We start from the raw sequence: 16,719 nt of genomic DNA on the forward strand, positions 1-16,719 counted from the left end.
TCCTGGAAGCGTGAGAACTCCCATGATCACCTAGGGGACCTCACCCGCCCCGACCGCCTCCACAAAGGTCACCGGCCGCGCATAACCCCAGTTCAGACATCCACTCACCGAACACGCAATGGCCCTGGATCCGAAGGCGCCGGGATATTCAGCTGATTGGTGAACAAACGGGCGACGCTGTGCGGCCTGACCGGACGGCGCAGCAATGCGCCGTCCGGACGCGGCCCTGGATGTCATGGCGTCCGGGGTCAAACGAGCAGGCCTCCGGTGGCGCGGATGTTCTGGCCGGTGATCCAGCCCGCGTCCGGGCCGGCCAGCCAAGTCACGATCGCTGCTATGTCGTTGGGCTTGCCCAGCCGCTGCAAGGCGGTGAAAGCGGCGGTCTGGGCCAGTGCCTCGGCGTTGTTCGCCGCCCGGAGCATGTCGGTGTCCACCGCCCCCGGTGACACGGTGTTGACGGTGATGCCTCGCGGTCCCAGCTCGCGGGCGGCGACGGCGGTTGCCTGTTCCAGCGCGCCCTTGCTCATCGTGTAGAGCAGGCGGCCGGGTGCCGGTACGACGGTGTTCAAGGTGGACAGGTTCACGATCCGGCCGCCCGGGCCCATGCGCTCGGCGGCGGCGCGCATGGCCAGCAAGGGCACCTTCGTGTTGACGGTCAGCACCCGGTCGAACTCGTCGGCGGTCACGGTGTCCAGGGGTGTGGCGGGATTGACGGCGGCGTTGTTGACGAGGATGTCCAGCCGGGTGCCGACGGCGGCGAACATGGTCCGGACACTGTCGATGTCCTCGTGGTCGGTTCGGATGCCGACGGGGTCGGTGCGGCCGGGGTCGGTGCGGCCGGGGTCGGTGCGGCCGGGGTCGGTGCGGCAGGTGAAATAGACGCGGGCGCCCTCGGCGGCCAACCGTTCCACGATCGCGCGCCCGATGCCGCGGGAGCCGCCGGTGACCAGCGCGATCCTGCCCTCCAGTGTCATGGCAGGCAGGCTAGGCCGGAGTCGCGGTCGAGGTCTTGAACGATTGCGCAGCATGCAGATGCCGGCGCAGCTTGGCCGGCGTGCACCCGCCCATCGCGTGGACTTCGCGGGTCAGGTGGGGCTGGTCGGCGTAGCCGCACTCGGCCGCCACCCGGCCGAGCGTGGCCTGCCCGGCGAGCATCCCGACGGCACGCTGGAAGCGAGCGACCCGGGCAACCGCCGCCGGGGCGACCCCGACGTACTGCCGGAACTCCTGCTCGAGCCGGCGCCGCCGGACGCCGAGCAGCGCCGCCACCGCCTCGACCCTGGGGGAGCAACCCTGCTGCAACCGTCGCCACGCCGCGACCAGGCGGATGTCGTCCCGGCCGGGGTCAGCCCGACCGCGACCCCGTGGCCCCACCGCTCCGCGGCGTGCACCGTCCTCGTCCGTGGCCCGGTGACGACGGCCTCGCCACTGTCCACATCGATGACCAGCACGGCCGCGGCGGCGGGGAGCACCCGGTGCCGAAGGGCCAGCCCGGTCGCCGAGCGGAAACCGGCGCATCCCAGCGTGTACCGCCGCAGGTCGGCGACGGCCGGCGCCGCGGCGACGGCCGCGCACGGGGCCGGCTGCGGGTCGACCGGCAGGGAATGCACGTGCACGCCACCGAGCCTATCGGCGGCGCTCGGTCACGGCTGGATCGGCAGGATTCCGCACGTGGAGATGGCGGGCAGGCCGGCCAGCCGGTTGGTGAGCCAGTCCACCGCCGTGCCCTGGTCGGTCAGCAACGGCCCGAAGTGGTTGAGCAGCGGACTGATCGCGTTGGGCAGGAGGATCGGGGCGTAGACCACGTTGCCGCCGCGGCGGCACCAGTCGGCGGCCATCGTGCGGGCCTGGGCGTGCGGCACCAGGTTGTCCATCACGCCGGTGGCCACCCGCACCACGCCGGCCGGTTTGCGGGTGCCGATGCGCTGCTCGCCGATGAACGACTTGAGGGCGGGCTCGGCCGCGATGATCTGGGACAGCGATTGGCCGGTCGTGGTCCACGCCGAACTGCGCTGGTAGGCGTACCCGAAGAGGGCGTCGCCGACGCACATGGTGGACAGATTCCGCAGCGCGTCGTGCCCGCGGGCGCTGAGGTACTTGTCCAGCAACGGCCGCAGCCCCGGCTCGGTCTGGGCGAAACCGTTGACCGCCCAGCCCAGCGCGCCCACCAGCTCGGTGCCGTCGATCGCCGCGGTGACCTCGGCGAGGTTGGCCGGCGGCGCCCCCGAGTACGTGGCTTTCAGGCGGACGTCCGGCGCGTACGACGGCTGGAGCTCGGCGGCCGAGGCGACCGCGCCGCCGCCCTGGCTGTAGCCGTAGAGCCCGACGACGGACTGCGCGGTGAGCGACGTGTCCGGGAGCGCCTTGGCGGCCCGGGCGGCGTCCAGCACCGCGTGGCCCTCATCCAGCCGGTTGACGTAGGTGTGCAGCCGGTCGGTCGCCCCGAGCCCGGCGTAGTCGGTCTGCACGACGGCGATGCCCTTGGCGAGCAGCCGGTACATGGCCAGCACCTCGTACCCGATGGACAGCGTGGTCTGGTTGTCCTCGGTCCCGATGATCAGGCCCTTCTGCAGGGCGAGCGAGGTGGAGCACTGGTCGCCCTGGCCCATCGTGCCGGGCGCGAGGACGACCAGCGGCCGTGCGCCCGGCCCGTGCCAGCGCGCGGCTGGTTCGACGTACGCGCCGGTCACCGCGACCGCGCCGCCGCCGGCGTCGGTCGACTTGTACATGATCCGGGTGGCGGTGCCCGGAAGCCGGGAACCGAGGCCGGGCAACGAGAGCGCGAGCGGAAGCGGCTCGGTGCGGATCAGCGTGCCGTTGGCCGCCGGCAGGGTCGCCGGCGGCGTGTAGAAGTCGGGGATGGTGACGCCACGGGAGACCGTGGCGGCGGCGGGGAGTGCGGCGAATCCGGCTCCGGCGATTGTTGCGGCCAGCAGCGCGGCGGGTAGGCGAAGACGAACGGACATGGCCGGCCTCCAGGGGTTACCGCAGTGTTACCGGACGGTAACCAGGCGAAATGAGACAATCCAGAGGCCGGAAATCTCATTCCGCGTGCTAACACCTTCCTGACAATCCGGCGGCAGCCTTCCCGGCATGATGATTCGCAAAGCGACGGCCGGGCTCGCCGCGGCGTTGCTGGCCGCCGGGTGCAGCGCCCCGAAAGACGCCCCGAACCCGGACGAGCCGGCAGTGGCGTCCCTGCCCGGCGCCGCGAGTGCCTCCGCCGCGCCGTCCGGGAAAGCCGGCGACGCCGTCGTGGATCGGCAACTCCGGCTCGGCGCGACCGACGAGGAGATCGACCGCGCGTACGCCGCGTACTACGCCTGCTGGACCGCGCACGGCGTGCCCTCGACCAAGCGCGGCGGCGTGGACGGCGGGCCGCTGCTGACCTACAAGCTCAACCCGAAGAAGTACCAGCCGGCCGTCGACGCCTGCGCCGACCGGGAACCGCTCAACCCGCCCGAGCTGGACCCGCAGCAGAACCCCGACTACTGGGACAACCTGCGGGACGAGTTGCGATGCGTACGCGAGAAGGGTCTGCCGCTGCAGATCGTCCCGGGTCAGCAGGGCCTGTGGGTGCGGCCGGCCACCGACGCCAACTATCGCAAGGTGCGCACCGACGCCGCGGTCCAGATCCAGCGGGACTGCGAGCTCCAGGCGTATGCGAAGACGCGCTGATGCGTACGAAAATCGCTCTTGGCCTGGCGATCGTCCTGGCGCTGGGCGGGTGGGCCTATCAGGCCCGGCGGCACGAGACCCCGCGTCAGCCGAGACCGGCGGCCACGCCGGCGACCGCCGAGGTGGTGAAGACGAATCTGTCCGACTACTGGACCGAGACCGGCACGGTCGGGTTTCGCAAGCAGCGCACCCTGCGCGGCGCCGCGGCCGGCGTGGTGACCTGGCTGCCCAGGTCCGGCAGCGTGGTGACCCGTGGCGGCACCCTGTTCCGGATCAACGACCGGCCGGTGACGCTTTTCTACGGGTCGACGCCGATGTTTCGCGATCTCGGGACCGTCGGGCTGATCGGCCGCGACGTCCGCGTGCTGGCCGACAACCTGCGAGCCCTGGGCTACCGGATCGGGCCGCAACCCGCCGACCCGACCTTCACCGAGACATTGCAGGCGGCCGTCCGGAGGTGGCAGACCGACCGCGAGATCCGGCCGGCGGACGGCACCGTGAAGCTCGGCGACTTTCTGGTCCTGCCGGGAAAGGTCCGGGTCGGCGCAGCCATCGCGCGGCTCGGCGACGACGCCGCCGGCGACGTGATCGCGGTCAGCGACCAGGCCAAGGTCGTCACGGTCGAGATCGACGCGAGCCGGGGCGACGACGTGCGCGCCGGGCAGAAGGTCGGCCTCACGCTGCCGAACGGCAAGACCACGACCGGGACCGTCGGCTCGGTGCGCGCCGGGGTCAAGGGGCCGGACGACGCCCCGAAGGCGCAGGTGGTCATCACGGCGGCCGGGCTCGGCGGCCTCACCTCGGCCGAGGTGGAGGTGCGCTTCACCGGGACGACCGTGCGGGGCGTACTGGCCGTCCCGGTCGGCGCCCTGCTCGCGCTCAGCGGCGGCGGTTATGCGGTGCGGATCGACGGCGGGCCGCTGATCGCGGTCAAGGTCGGCCTGTTCGCCGACGGCATGGTGCAGATCTCCGGCGCGGGCCTCGTCGCGGGCGCCCGGGTGGTGACGACCGGATGACCGCAGTTCTCGAGATCCAAGCGGCGAGCATGACGTACGGCGAGGTCACCGCCCTGGATCGGGTGTCGCTGCGGATCGACCGGGGCGAGTTCGTCGCGATCCTCGGGCCGTCCGGATCGGGGAAGTCCACGTTGCTGAACATCATGGGCACGCTCAGCCGCCCGACCGCCGGCGTGGTCCGCATCGACGGCCACGACATCACGACGATGTCCGACAAGCAGGTGTCCCGGCTGCGCGGCCGCCGGCTGGGATTCGTCTTCCAGCAGTTCCACCTCATCGACGGCCTGACGGCGGCCGAGAACGTGGCCACCGCGCTGCTCTACGCCGGGGCGGGCCGCCGGGAACGCCGTACGCGTGCTCTCGAAGCCCTGGAAACGGTCGGCCTGACCGATCGCGCGGAGCACAAGCCGCAGCAGCTCTCCGGCGGCGAGCGTCAGCGAGTCGCCATCGCCCGGGCCCTGGTCACCCGGCCGGCGCTGGTGCTGGCCGACGAACCCACCGGCGCGCTGGACGCGGCCAACGGCGCCGCGGTCCTCGACCTGCTGACCGAGCTCAACCGGGCCGGCGCCACCATCGCGCTGATCACCCACGACCGTGACGTGGCCGCCCGGATCCCGCGGCGGATCCGCATCCTCGACGGCCGGGTGGTCGCGTGAGCCCGGCCGATCTGTTCGACCTCGGTTTGCTCGGCGTCCGCACGCGCAAGGCCCGGGCCGCGCTCTCCGCCCTCGGCATCGCGATCGGCGTCGCCACCCTGGTCGTCGTCACCGGCATCCCGGCGTCGAGCCAGCAGGCGCTGGACCGCGAGTTGTCCGCGCTCGGCACCAACCGCCTGCAGGCCGCGCCGGTGCCGGACCGCGATCCGCCGGTCAAGCTGCCCGCCGAGTCGGTCGACATGGTCGCCCGGATCGGTCCGGTCACCGTCGCCAGCGCGGTCGCCGACTTCGGCCAGACGGTGGCGCGCTCCGACCACAGCGCCCCCGGCGACTTCAACGCGCTCGCCGTGCTGGCCGCCCGCACCAACCTGCTCGACGCGGTCAACGGAACGGTGCGCTCCGGCCGCTTCCTCGACGACGCCATGGCGCGCTTTCCCACGGTCGTCCTCGGCTCGGTCGCCGCGCACCGGCTCGGCTTCGCCGGCCTCGACCCGGCGCGGCCCGCGCAGGTGTACGTCGGCCGGCAATGGTTCACCGTGATCGGCATCCTCGACCCGGTGCCGCTCGCTCCCGACCTCGACCGGTCGGTCCTGATCGGCTGGCCCGCGGCGGGTGAGCGGCTGCGCTTCGACGGCCACCCCACCCGGATCTACCTGCAGACCACCGACGACCAGGTGGAGGCGGTCGCCGGGGTGCTGGCCGCGACCGTCGACCCGCAGCACCCGGGCGATGTGCTGGTCAGCCACCCGTCCGACGCGCTGGTCGCCAAACGGGCCGTACGCCGGACCTTCGGCGCGCTGTTCCTCGGCCTGGCCGGGATCGCCCTGCTGATCGGCGGCATCGGGGTCGCCAACAGCATGTACCTGTCGGTGCTGGAACGCCGCCGCGAGATCGGGCTGCGCCGCGCGCTCGGCGCCGGCCGCGGCCAGATCCGGATGCAGTTCCTCGCCGAATCGATCGTTCTGTCGGTGCTCGGCGGCGCCGCCGGTATTCTCTGCGGGGTGCTGGCGACGGCCGCCTACAGTGCGGCGCAGGACTGGCCGGTGGCCGTCCCGGCCGGATCGACCGCCGGCGGGCTCGGCGGTGCGCTGGTGATCGGCGTGCTGGCCGGTGTCTACCCGGCGATCCGGGCGGCCCGGCTGCACCCCACCGAAGCACTCGCGAGCGTCTGAGCCGATGGATCACCAGGTGCTGATCGCCGAGGACGACCCCCGGCAGGCCGAGGTCGCCCGCCGCTACCTGGTGGCGGCCGGCTACCAGGTGGCCGTCGTCCACGACGGCGCCGCCGCGCTGCGGCACGCCCGCTCGCGGCGGCCGGATCTGATCGTGCTGGACGTGATGATGCCCGGGGTGGACGGTCTGACGGTGTGCCGCAAGCTGCGCGGGGAGTCGGACGTGCCGATCCTCGTGCTGACCGCCCGCGCCGCCGAGGACGACCTGGTCACCGGGCTCGACGCGGGCGCCGACGACTACCTGACCAAGCCGTACAGCCCGCGCGAGCTGACCGCCCGGGTGCGCACGCTGCTGCGGCGGACCACCCCGCGCCCGTCGTACGCGATCGGCCGGTTGGCGGTCGACCCCCGCACCCACCGGGTGACCGTCGACGGGCGGGAGATCGAGTGCACGGCCGGCGAGTTCGCCATCCTCGCGGCGATGGCGCGCGAACCGGACCGGGTGTTCAGCCGCGCCCAGCTGCTCACGTACACCCGCGGCCTGGACCGCAGCTCGAACGAGCGGTCGGTCGACGTGCACGTGCTCAACCTCCGCCGCAAGATCGAGCCCGATCCCGGCAACCCGGTCTACCTGCGCACGGTCTACGGCGTCGGCTACCGCCTGAGCAGCGACGCCTCGTGAGCCGCCGGGTCCCGCTGCGGCACAGCCTGGTGACCCGGCTGCTGGTGACGCTGATCGCCGTGACGGCCGTGGCGGTCGGCGCCACCGCGTGGCTGGCCACCCAGACCGCGACCCGGACGATCCGGCAGGAGCAGGGCCGGTCGCTGGCCGGTGAGAAGGCGCTCTACGACCTCCTGATCGGCTACGCCGCCACCCACCGGGACTGGTCGGGGGCCGGCCCGCTGCTGCGCGCGCAGGCCGCCCGCCTCGACCGGCGGGTCACGCTGACCACCGCGCAGCGCCAGGTGGTCGCGTCCTCCTCGCCGCCGGGCCCGCTGTCGCTGCCCACCGCGACCATCGACCCGCTGCGCCTGGACCTCGGGGTGACCGGCGGGACCGACACCATCGACGGCCGGGTGGTCGGCCCCTATCGGCTGACCGCCGACGAGATCACCATCGTCCGCAAGATCGCGACAGACATGCTGACCTGCCTCGGTATGGCCGGGGTGGAGGGCCGGATCGTCGCCTCGCCGAGCGGCCGGCCGACGGTGGCGGTCGCGCGCGACGCCGATCCCAAGGGCGCCATGAGCGTCTGCGCCGCCCCCTACCAGAACGAGAGCATGCCCACCGAGGCCCGGGCGATCCGCGCGCTGGAGAAGATGACCGCGACCTGCCTGGGCGGCGCCGACATCGCCATCACCGTCAACTGGACCACCCAGCCGCCCACGTTCGCCGCCATCGACGGCTCGCGGCGTCCGCACGGCGGCGCCCAGGTGCGGTCCTGTCTGGAACAGTCCCGGCGAGCGCAGCTCGAGCCGTACACCGCTCCCGCCGTGCTGCTCTTCGTGACCGACCCCGGCACCGGCTCGACCGGGACCACCTTCACCCTCTCCCGCGCCAACGTCATCCGGATCGCCACCGTGACCGGCGCGGTCCTGCTCGTCGCGATCCTGGTCAGCGTCCTGCTCGGCCGCCGCCTGGTGCGCCCGCTGCGGCAGCTGACCGAGAGCGCGGCCCGGCAGACGCCGGCGCCGGTCACCACCCGCGACGAGATCGGCTACCTGGCCACCGCTCTCAACGAGGCCATGCGGCGCCGCGGCGAGGCCGAGTCCCAGCGCCGCGCGATGGTCGGCGACGTGGCCCACGAGCTGCGCAACCCGCTGACCAACGTGCGCAGCTGGCTGGAGGCGGCCCAGGACGGCCTGGCCCGCCCCGACGCGCAGTTGCTCGCTCTGCTGCACGACGAGACGCTGCTGCTGCAGCACATCATCGACGACCTGGCCGACCTGGCCGCCGCCGACGCCGGCACCTTCGCCCTGCACCGGGCGCCGACCGCGCTGCCAGAGGTGCTCGAGCAGGCGACGGCCGCCCATCCGGGCGTCCGCGTCTCGGTCCCGGCCGGGATCACCCTGCAAGCCGATCCGGTACGCCTCCGTCAGCTGGTCGGCAACCTCGTCTCCAACGCCGTCCGGCACACCCCCGCGGGTGGATCGGTGACCGTGACCGGCGCCGCCGACGGGGAGTTCGTGCTGATCACGGTCGAGGACACCGGCGTCGGCATCGCCCCGGAGCACCTCCCCAAGGTCTTCGACCGCTTCTGGCGGGCCGACACGTCGCGCACCCGCGCCACCGGCGGCAGCGGCCTCGGCCTGGCCATCGCCCGGCAACTGGCCCGGGCGCACGGCGGCGACATCTCGGTGACCAGCACCGTGGGTTCCGGCACGACCTTCACGGTCCGGCTGCCGCGCGGGCGGACGTAGCCGGGCCTTCACCTCAAGGACCCGGCGGCGACGGCGGCGGCCGCGCCGGACGGCTGGTTCCGCACCGGCGATCTCGGCGTGCGCCACCCCGACGGCTACATCGAGCTGCGCGACCGGCTCAAGGACGTGATCATCTCGGGCGGCGAGAACATCGCGTCGGTCGAGGTCGAACAGGTGATCGCCGACCACCCGGCGGTGCTGGAGGTCGCGATGGTCGCGGTCCCCGACGACCATTGGGGCGAGGTGCCGGCCGCGTACGTCACGCTCAAGGAGGGCGCGAGCGCGCCCCGGTCGGTGACGTTCGGCGACCTGCCCAAGACCTCGACCGGCAAAATCCAGAAGTACGTGCTGCGCGGCCGTCCGCCCGGGGAATGATCTGCCGGGCCGCCGGGTACATCGGCGGGCATGACATCCGGCCCGGTCCACGTGCACGACCGGTACCGCCTGGGCCGGACGCTGGGCGCGGGCGGCATGGGCCGGGTCTGGCAGGCCCGCGACGAGATCCTCGACCGGGACGTGGCGCTCAAGGAGATCCTGCTCCCGCCCGAGCTGCTCGACGCCGACCGGGAGGCGTTGCGCCGGCACACGCTGCGCGAGGGGCGGGCCGCGGCCCGGCTGTCGCATCCCGGGGTGGCCCAGGTCTACGACGCGTTCGAGTCGGACGGGCGCGCCTGGATCGTGATGGAGTACGTGCCGTCCCGCTCGCTGCAGGAGGTGCTGGACGCGGAGGGCCCGCTGCCGCCGCGCCGGGTGGCGGAGATCGGGCTGGCCGTGCTGGAGGCGCTGCGGACGGCGCACGCGGCCGGGGTGCGGCACCGCGACGTCAAGCCGGCGAACGTGCTGCTGGCCACCGACGGGCGGGTGGTGCTGACCGACTTCGGCGTGGCCGCGGTGGACGGCGAGAGTCTGGTCACCAACTCGGGCCTGGTGATGGGGTCGCCACGGTACATGGCGCCGGAGCGGGTGCGCGACGGGGAGACCAGCGCGGCCGGTGACCTGTGGTCGCTGGGGGCGACGCTGTACGCGGCGGTGGAGGGGCATCCGCCGTACGCGGGCCGGTCGGTCATGGAGACCATCACCGCGGTGGTGGCGGAGGAGCCGGCCCCGGCGCGGCAGGCGGGGGAGCTGCTGCCGGTCCTGAACGGACTGCTGCGCAAGTCGCCGGGGGAGCGTATCGACGCGGCCGAGGCCGAGCGGCGGCTGCGGGCGGCGCTCGATGCACTGCCGTCGCCCGCGCCCTCGCCCGATGTGCCTGCGCCCGATGTGCCTGCGCCCGTCCCTCCGGCGCCTCCCGCGTCTCCGGTGCCGGTCTCGCCGGAGCCGGTGCCGGTCTCTCCGGGGCGTCGGCGGATGCGGGTGCTGATCGCCGCCGCGGTCGTCGTGCTGCTCGCCGCCGCCGGCATCACCTGGTGGGCGTTGCGGTTCGACGGGGACAAATCGACCGCAGCCCCGCCGCCCGCCGCCTCGCCCGCCGCTTCGCCCGCCGCTTCGGCGTCGCCCGCCTCCTCGCCCGCCTCCTCGTCCGCTGCCTCGGCCGCCGGCCCCGCGACCGCCGGCGCATCCGCCGCCGCTCCCGGCTCCGCCTCTTCTGGCTCCGAGGGCGAACGGCCGGCCCTGCCCGCGGGCTGGTTCCTCTACCGCGACCCGACCGGCTTCTCGCTCTACGTCCCGAAGGGCTGGAAGCGGACCAAGGAGCACGGCATCGTCTACTTCCGTGCGCCGGGCCGGGTGCTCGGCATCGACCAGACCACGAAGCCGCAATGGGATCCGGTGGCCGACTGGCGCGGCAAGGCCGACTACCGCGTCGCCCGCGGCGACTTCCCCGGCTACCACGAAATCCACATACGGGAGGTCGATTACTTCCGGAAGGCCGCCGACTGGGAGTTCACCTTCAACCGCTCCGGCGTGCGGCAGCATGTGAACAACCGCGGTGTGGTCACGTCGGCCCACCAGGCGTACGGAATCTACTGGCAGACCAGCGACGCCGGGTGGGCGTCCGCTCAGAAGGACCTGCGCCTGGTGTTCGCCAGCTTCCGCCCCGCGGCATGATCCAGTCGGTAGCGGAAGAGGAGCTTCGTGGCCGGGCTGACCGAGCGGATCCGGCTGGGCACCAGCATCATCGACGCGCTGCTGCATGTGCCGGTCGTGCTGGCCCGGCGGTACGCCACGTGCCGGACGGCATCGACAGCCACCTGCGCCTGATGGCCGACCTGCGCGAGCGGGTGGGCTAGCGCGGCGTCACGGCGACCCGCGGGGCTCAGGGCGGCCCGCGGGTTCAGGGCTGCGGGTTCAGGGCTGCGGGTTCAGGGCTGCGGGTTCAGGGCGGGCCGACCAGGGTCAGCACCGACTCGAGCGGGGCGAACCCGTCCGGTATGCCCGGGGTGCGCCATGAGCCGGCCGGCGCCCGCGGCGGCAGCCACTCGGGACGGAACATGCCGATGGCGAGGTCGAGGTCTTCGAGGTGCTTGCGCAAGTCGTCGGTGAGTGGCGCGCGCAGGTGCTCGGCCCACAGCCGTACCCGAAGGTCGCGGACCACGTCGCCGGTGCTGACCACCGCCGCGGTCAGCTCGGTGTCGACGCCGGCCATCGAGCGGCTGAAGAGGTTGGCCGAGCCGACCGCGGCAAACCGGTCGTCCACGATGACGATCTTGGAGTGCACCGTGAGGTGCTCGACCCGCCAGAGGCCGACGTTGCGGCGCAGCTGCTGCGGCAGCGGGTCGAGGACCTTCTTCTGCAGGTCGGCGTTCACCGTGCCGTTGATCAGCGGGGACGACTCGGCCGGGTCGCGGCTGCCCGAGCCGAGCAGGATCACCTTCACCCCGCGGGCGGCGGCCGCGCGCAGGTGCGCGTACATCTCGAAGCGGCGGTCGCCGCCGGGGTACTCGCGGAAGTATTGGTCCTCGATGTACACGTAGCGCCGCGCGGCGTTGATCGCCTGCACCAGGGTGAGGTAGACCTCGTGGACGCCCTCGGGGGCCACGTCGTTGTAGTGCCGCCGCTCCCAGGGCAGCAGCGAGTCGATGTACCACGGGCCGACCGACCGCAGGATCTGGCAGGCCACGCCGGGCGACGGCCGGTCCGGCTGGGCCGGCGGCGGGGCGATCCCGGCCGGCGTGCTCGACGGGTTGAGCACCTGCAGGCCACGCACCGACGGCCAGATGTACCGCTTGCGGGGCAGGCTGGCCGCGCCGCTCCACCGCATGCGCAGCACCCGCCACACGTCCGCGGCGGCCGGGCCCCGGAGGATCGCGCCGGCGTCGTGCCAGCCCCAGCGCCCGCCGTTGATCGACAGCCGGTCGTGCGGCGACTCGTCGACCCGGTTGGCCGCGTAGTCGATGCCGCCCACGCCGGCGGTGATCTCGGCGCCCCGGCGCACGAGCGTGACCTTCTGATGGTTGGAGCCGATGCCGGAGCCGGACCAGTCGAGCAGCACCCGGTTGGCCAGCGGCGGCGGCCCGGCCGTGGGGCCGCGCCAGCGCCGCAGCCGGTGCGCGGAGCTCACGTTCTGGTGGAAGGGCCCGATCGTCGGGCGGGCGATGCTGCTGCTCACCACCGCGCCGGCCAGCAGTACCCGGACGTCGATCCCGCGGCTCGCCAGCCCGGCGAGCAGGCCGCCGAGCGGTTCGTAGCCAGGATCGCCCTTGCGCTTACCGGTCAGGTCCATCTCCGGTTCGATTTGCAAACCGCAGATGTACGCCGCATCGCCCGGCTCGAGCGAGGTCAGCAGCTCCCGCATCCGCAGCATCCAGGTGCGCCCGTCGACGACGAGCTCCACCGACGAGCTCTCCCGGTGTGCCGTGACCGCCGGGGACAGATAGGCAGCAACGAGATCGTCGAGCGACGCCATGGCCGGAACCTTATAACGGCCGCCGCGCCGGAACGACCCGGTGACGGACGCCTTCCGCCGGGGTCAGCCGGCCCGGCGGGTGTGAGTTTCGCCGGCCCGGCCGCGTGGGGGTTCGTCGGCCCGGGTCGTGTGGGGTAGTCAGTAGGCCCGGCCGCGTGCGGGAGTCAGTCGGCCCGGTGCGTGGGTGTGGCCAGGCGGTTGAGGGCGAGCGCGCCGACCAGCAGCCCGAAGTCGCGCAGTGCCACGTCGTAGTAGTTCGCGGCGATCAGCAGGTTGACGATGATGCCGGCCAGCCAGAGGGCGACCACCAGCGAGCCGATCTGCGGCCGCAGGGCGACCAGGATGCCGGCCAGGATCTCGATCACGCCGACCACGTACATGAACTGCTGCGCGGTGCCCGGGATCAGGTCGTCCACCCACGGCGCGAGGTAGCCCGGCCAGTCGGTCATCAGGTTGAGGAACTTGTCCAGCCCGAACAGGATCGGCGCCGCCGTGAAGACGGTGCGGAGCAGCAGGAACGCCTGCTGCGTCGGGGTGGCGGTGCGAAGCGTGTCGGTGACCATCAACTTCTCCGTTCTCTAAAAACCTATTTCCCGTACGTTAGAAAGCCCGTCTTCTAAAGTCAAGACCGTCGTGCTTTACACTTGGGATCATGGCCACTCGCTCGCTGCCCGACCGCGTCGCCGCACTCGCCGTCCTGGACGACCCGATCCGCCGGGCCGTGTTCGACCTCGTCGCCCGGTCGGCGACGCCGGTGGGCCGCGACGCGACCGCCGAAGCGCTCGGGCTGAGCCGCCGGGTCGCCGCCATGCACCTGGACCGGCTCGCCGAGCAGGGCCTGCTGGAGTTCGAGTTCCGCCGCCCGGCCGGCCGCGGCGGTCCGGGCGCCGGCCGCCCCGCCAAGCTGTACCGGCGCGCCGACAACGAGGTGGCGGTGTCGGTGCCCGAGCGGCACTACGACGTGGTGGGGGAGTTGCTGGCCGCCGCCGTGTCCGAGTCGATCGCCACCGGCGCGGCGGTCCAGGAGGTGCTGGCGCGCACGGCGTACGAGGCCGGCCGGGAAACCGGCGCGCGAGCGGGCGACCTGGATGCGGCCCTGACCGAGGCCGGGTACGAGCCGGAGGCCGAGGAATCCGGCGCGCTCTCGCTGCGCAACTGCCCGTTCCATCGGCTGGCCCGCCGGCACACCGAGCTGGTCTGCGGCGTGAACCTCGAGCTGCTGCGGGGCGTCGTCGCCGGCTGCGGCGCCGACGCCCGCGCCGTGCTCGATCCCCGGGCCGGCCGCTGCTGCGTACGGTTGCTGGCGTAACGCCTCTGCGCCCGCCGCCGGTCGCCTGATCGGGTGATGTCCGCTCGCATGATCGTCGCCTCGAGGGCCCGTCCGACCTGCGCAAGGGGCGTTATCGGGCCCGACCAATGCAACTTGCAACGCTATGCCATGAAGCGGTCACCTTGTGAAGCTGTCCCGCAGCGGGGAGGAGGAACCCGGCGGGAGGAGCCCATCGATGAACCACGCTGAGCGTGAGCTTCAGGACCGACTCGGCACCCGGGAGCGGGCCGACACCTTCTACGCACGGCAGGTCCTGCCCCACCTCAACGAGGCCATGCGGCACTTCATCGGCCGCCAGGAGATGATGTTCCTGGCCACCACCGACGCCGGCGGCAGCTGCGACAACACCTTCCGGGCCGGGCCGCCCGGCTTCGTCCGGGTGCTCGACGAGGAGCACCTGAGCTGGCCCGAACTGCGCGGCAACGGCGTCATGGCGAGCCTCGCCAACATCACCGAGAACGCCGGCGTCGGCCTGCTCTTCCTGGACTTCGGCGAGACCATCGGCCTGCACGTCAACGGCACCGCCGAGATCGTCGAGGACCCCGACGCCGACCAGGCCGGCCTCCCGCCCGGCCAGCGCGCCCGCCTCTGGGTGGTCACCCGGGTGCACGAGGCGTACATCCACTGCGCCAAGCACATCCCGCGGCTGGCCAAGATCCCCCGCCAGCCCGGCCGCAATCCCGGCTCGGAGCAGCCCAAGAAGAGCGACTACTTCGTGCCGTCAGCGCCGTCCCCCACCAGGCAATGCGGAACGTTGTGACCGGCATCCCCAGCACCGTCACCGCCCCCGGCGTGCCGATCCGCACCGAGCCGCCCGGCCGCGGTTGGCATGAGCTCGCCGGCCAAGGAAAGTGGCTTCATGACGTGCATCGTCGGGATTACGGACGGGCGGACCGTCACCATCGGCGGAGACTCGGCGGGGAGCGATGGCTGGCACGTCGCGGTGCGGTCGGATGCCAAGGTGTTCCAGGTAGGCCCGTACCTGGCCACACCATCTCCGGTTATGCGGCGGTGGGGTCCGGCTACCTGGTCGCCCTGGGCTCGCTGCACTCCACGGCCAAGTCGCCGGTCAGCAGCCGGCAGCGCGCGGTGCTGGCGCTCGAGGCGGCGGCCGAGCTCACCGAGGGCGTGCGACCTCCGTTCACCGTGGTGGAGTCGGAGTAACGAAGCCATGAGAGGGTGGGTCGCGGCCGCACGGCCGCTAGTCATGACCGATCTCGCGGAGCGCCGCGTCCAGGGTGGCGGCGATGGACTCGTCCCGCCCGTTCACCGATCATGAGTCTCATGGAGGACCAACGGGCGCCGCAGCCGGCCGAGGGTGCGGCGAAGGTCGTCACGCTCTGCGGCTCGACCAGGTTCGAGGCTGAGTTCGCGGAGGTCAACCAGCGGCTCACGATGGAAGGTTTCGTCGTGATCAGCCTCGGGATGTTCAGCCTCCCCGACCTTTCGGGCTACGACTGGCAACTCGACAGCTTGGATCTGAAGGGGCGGCTTGGCGGCGTGCATTTCCAGAAGATTCGCATGGCTGACGAGGTGTACGTCGTGGACCCGGGCGGCTACTTGGGTGAGTCAACGCGACGGGAGATCGCCTACGCGGAGTCGCTCGGTAAGCCGGTTCGATATCTGAGTCGCGAGCGCTCGGCGCGAACGGGAGACGGTCAGGAGTGAGTCCGACCGGGCGCTCCGCTGATCCGCAGATTCGGCCGTCCGGCTCCACGGTCGGGGACGGCGTCACCAGGACGGCGTGGGGCCGGCCGGTTGGCGGACCCGGCAGGTCCTGCTCAGCGCGGCCGACCTCCCGCTCGACGACGGCATGGACCTGCGCGACGGTGAGGCCGGGACGGAACGCGAACCTACCGCTCGGGCGTGCTGGGCGTGCGCGGGCTCGCCGTCGGCGTACTGGTCGAGGTGCCCGGCAGGAAGAACGCCGTCACCAGCCCGACCAGGCTGATCGCCGCCAGGACGATCATGGCGAGCGCGTACGCGCGGTCGGGCGTCCGGAGCTGGGCGACGAGGATGGTGCCGGCGATCGCGGCGCCGAGTGAGGAGCCGAGGTTGGACACGCTGCGGGACAGGCCCGAGATCTCTCCCTGGCGTTCGTCGGGGAAGCTGGATTGCACGACGCTCACCGATGGGGTGAGCATGACGCCGATGCCCAGCCCGATCAGGAAAAGCCCGGGCAGGAAGGCCCAGACGCTCTTCGAGACACCGACCACCGCCAGGAAGAGCGCGATCCCAGCGATGGTCAGGCCGAAGCCGGTCTGGATGAGCATGCGCTGGGCGTGCCGCTTCGCGAGGCGCTCGGCGGCCAGCGAGGACAGCAGCAGGCCGACCGTCGCGGCGGTGAGGATCAGGCCGGTCTCGATCGCGTTGTAGCCGCGTACCACCTGCAGGAAGGCCGAGACGACGAACGAGATCCCCATGAGCACCAGCCACTGGATGTTCTGCGTGATCAGACCCAGGTTGGAGACGCGGTTGCGGAACAACGCCGTCGACAGCAGCGCCTCGCGGCCGGCCCGTTCCCGGGAGCGTATCCATAGCAGGAACCACATCAGGACGAACATGCCGGCCACGATCAGTCCGAGCGCCAGCCAGCCGT

General features: G+C 72.6%; 19 protein-coding genes. 13 read left to right on the forward strand and 6 right to left on the reverse strand.

Going from position 1 to position 16,719, the window contains the following annotated elements; translation table 11 throughout:
* Window positions 1–248: 248 nt before the first annotated feature.
* From ACFQS1_RS39485 to ACFQS1_RS39495, 3 genes are all read right to left on the reverse strand, one after another.
* Entirely contained in the window at window positions 249–974 is a 726-nt protein-coding gene (locus tag ACFQS1_RS39485) for an SDR family NAD(P)-dependent oxidoreductase (protein WP_378978010.1), read from the reverse strand.
* A 10-nt stretch (window positions 975–984) separates the two neighbouring features.
* Window positions 985–1,269 (reverse strand): helix-turn-helix domain-containing protein, encoded by a 285-nt coding sequence (locus ACFQS1_RS39490; protein ID WP_378978012.1) that lies wholly within the window; start codon window positions 1,267–1,269, stop codon window positions 985–987.
* A 374-nt stretch (window positions 1,270–1,643) separates the two neighbouring features.
* A complete protein-coding gene (locus ACFQS1_RS39495) occupies window positions 1,644–2,966 on the reverse strand; it encodes a lipase family protein (RefSeq protein ID WP_378978014.1) in 1,323 nt (440 codons plus the stop codon).
* 127 nt (window positions 2,967–3,093) lie between these two features.
* Here ACFQS1_RS39495 and ACFQS1_RS39500 point away from each other — a divergent pair, with 127 nt between their 5' ends.
* The 9 genes from ACFQS1_RS39500 (at window position 3,094) to ACFQS1_RS39540 (ending at window position 11,145) form a co-directional block, all read left to right on the forward strand.
* Complete coding sequence (locus ACFQS1_RS39500; protein ID WP_378978016.1) at window positions 3,094–3,678, forward strand: hypothetical protein; 585 nt, start codon at window positions 3,094–3,096, stop codon at window positions 3,676–3,678.
* The gene (locus tag ACFQS1_RS39505) at window positions 3,678–4,694 is read left to right on the forward strand and encodes a peptidoglycan-binding protein (protein ID WP_378978018.1); all 1,017 of its coding nucleotides are present in this window, start codon (window positions 3,678–3,680) and stop codon (window positions 4,692–4,694) included. The genes ACFQS1_RS39500 and ACFQS1_RS39505 overlap by 1 nt, the downstream gene beginning before the upstream one ends.
* Window positions 4,691–5,350, forward strand: coding sequence for an ABC transporter ATP-binding protein (locus ACFQS1_RS39510; RefSeq protein WP_378978020.1), 660 nt, complete (start codon window positions 4,691–4,693; stop codon window positions 5,348–5,350). The genes ACFQS1_RS39505 and ACFQS1_RS39510 overlap by 4 nt, the downstream gene beginning before the upstream one ends.
* Window positions 5,347–6,522: an ABC transporter permease gene (locus ACFQS1_RS39515; protein ID WP_378978022.1), complete on the forward strand. Its 1,176-nt coding sequence runs from the start codon at window positions 5,347–5,349 to the stop codon at window positions 6,520–6,522. Before ACFQS1_RS39510 ends, ACFQS1_RS39515 begins: the two co-directional genes overlap by 4 nt.
* 4 nt (window positions 6,523–6,526) lie before the next feature.
* The gene (locus tag ACFQS1_RS39520; protein WP_378978024.1) at window positions 6,527–7,204 is read left to right on the forward strand and encodes a response regulator transcription factor; all 678 of its coding nucleotides are present in this window, start codon (window positions 6,527–6,529) and stop codon (window positions 7,202–7,204) included.
* Window positions 7,201–8,943: a sensor histidine kinase gene (locus ACFQS1_RS39525; protein WP_378978026.1), complete on the forward strand. Its 1,743-nt coding sequence runs from the start codon at window positions 7,201–7,203 to the stop codon at window positions 8,941–8,943. Before ACFQS1_RS39520 ends, ACFQS1_RS39525 begins: the two co-directional genes overlap by 4 nt.
* A 78-nt stretch (window positions 8,944–9,021) precedes the next feature.
* Window positions 9,022–9,318 carry an AMP-binding enzyme gene (locus ACFQS1_RS39530; RefSeq protein WP_378978028.1) on the forward strand — a complete coding sequence of 99 codons (297 nt, stop codon included), beginning with the start codon at window positions 9,022–9,024 and terminating at the stop codon, window positions 9,316–9,318.
* Between the two features lie 30 nt (window positions 9,319–9,348).
* Window positions 9,349–10,992: a serine/threonine-protein kinase gene (locus ACFQS1_RS39535; RefSeq protein WP_378978030.1), complete on the forward strand. Its 1,644-nt coding sequence runs from the start codon at window positions 9,349–9,351 to the stop codon at window positions 10,990–10,992.
* A 27-nt stretch (window positions 10,993–11,019) separates the two neighbouring features.
* Window positions 11,020–11,145: a hypothetical protein gene (locus ACFQS1_RS39540; RefSeq protein WP_378978032.1), complete on the forward strand. Its 126-nt coding sequence runs from the start codon at window positions 11,020–11,022 to the stop codon at window positions 11,143–11,145.
* Window positions 11,146–11,260: 115 nt separating this feature from the next.
* Here the strand turns inward: ACFQS1_RS39540 and ACFQS1_RS39545 are convergent, their stop codons facing one another.
* Both ACFQS1_RS39545 and ACFQS1_RS39550 read right to left on the reverse strand, forming a co-directional pair.
* A complete protein-coding gene (locus ACFQS1_RS39545; RefSeq protein WP_378978034.1) occupies window positions 11,261–12,790 on the reverse strand; it encodes a phospholipase D-like domain-containing protein in 1,530 nt (509 codons plus the stop codon).
* A 164-nt stretch (window positions 12,791–12,954) separates the two neighbouring features.
* Window positions 12,955–13,353: a hypothetical protein gene (locus ACFQS1_RS39550; protein WP_378978036.1), complete on the reverse strand. Its 399-nt coding sequence runs from the start codon at window positions 13,351–13,353 to the stop codon at window positions 12,955–12,957.
* An 89-nt stretch (window positions 13,354–13,442) separates the two neighbouring features.
* On the opposite strand from ACFQS1_RS39550, the gene ACFQS1_RS39555 reads away from it, so the two are divergent.
* The 4 genes from ACFQS1_RS39555 (at window position 13,443) to ACFQS1_RS39570 (ending at window position 15,788) form a co-directional block, all read left to right on the forward strand.
* A complete protein-coding gene (locus ACFQS1_RS39555) occupies window positions 13,443–14,099 on the forward strand; it encodes a helix-turn-helix transcriptional regulator (RefSeq protein WP_378978038.1) in 657 nt (218 codons plus the stop codon).
* 196 nt (window positions 14,100–14,295) lie between these two features.
* Window positions 14,296–14,880, forward strand: a complete 585-nt coding sequence (locus ACFQS1_RS39560; protein ID WP_378978040.1) for a pyridoxamine 5'-phosphate oxidase family protein — start codon at window positions 14,296–14,298, stop codon at window positions 14,878–14,880.
* Window positions 14,881–15,131: 251 nt separating this feature from the next.
* The gene (locus ACFQS1_RS39565) at window positions 15,132–15,284 is read left to right on the forward strand and encodes a hypothetical protein (RefSeq protein ID WP_378978042.1); all 153 of its coding nucleotides are present in this window, start codon (window positions 15,132–15,134) and stop codon (window positions 15,282–15,284) included.
* Window positions 15,285–15,404: 120 nt separating this feature from the next.
* Window positions 15,405–15,788, forward strand: a complete 384-nt coding sequence (locus ACFQS1_RS39570; RefSeq protein WP_378978044.1) for a hypothetical protein — start codon at window positions 15,405–15,407, stop codon at window positions 15,786–15,788.
* A gap of 185 nt (window positions 15,789–15,973) precedes the next feature.
* On the opposite strand, the gene ACFQS1_RS39575 is transcribed toward ACFQS1_RS39570, so the two are convergent.
* Window positions 15,974–16,719 (reverse strand): MFS transporter (locus tag ACFQS1_RS39575; RefSeq protein ID WP_378978046.1); only part of this gene is annotated, 746 nt, incomplete at its 5' end.

This window comes from Paractinoplanes rhizophilus, from assembly GCF_042664765.1.
GTDB classification, from domain to species: Bacteria; Actinomycetota; Actinomycetes; order Mycobacteriales; family Micromonosporaceae; genus Actinoplanes; species Actinoplanes rhizophilus.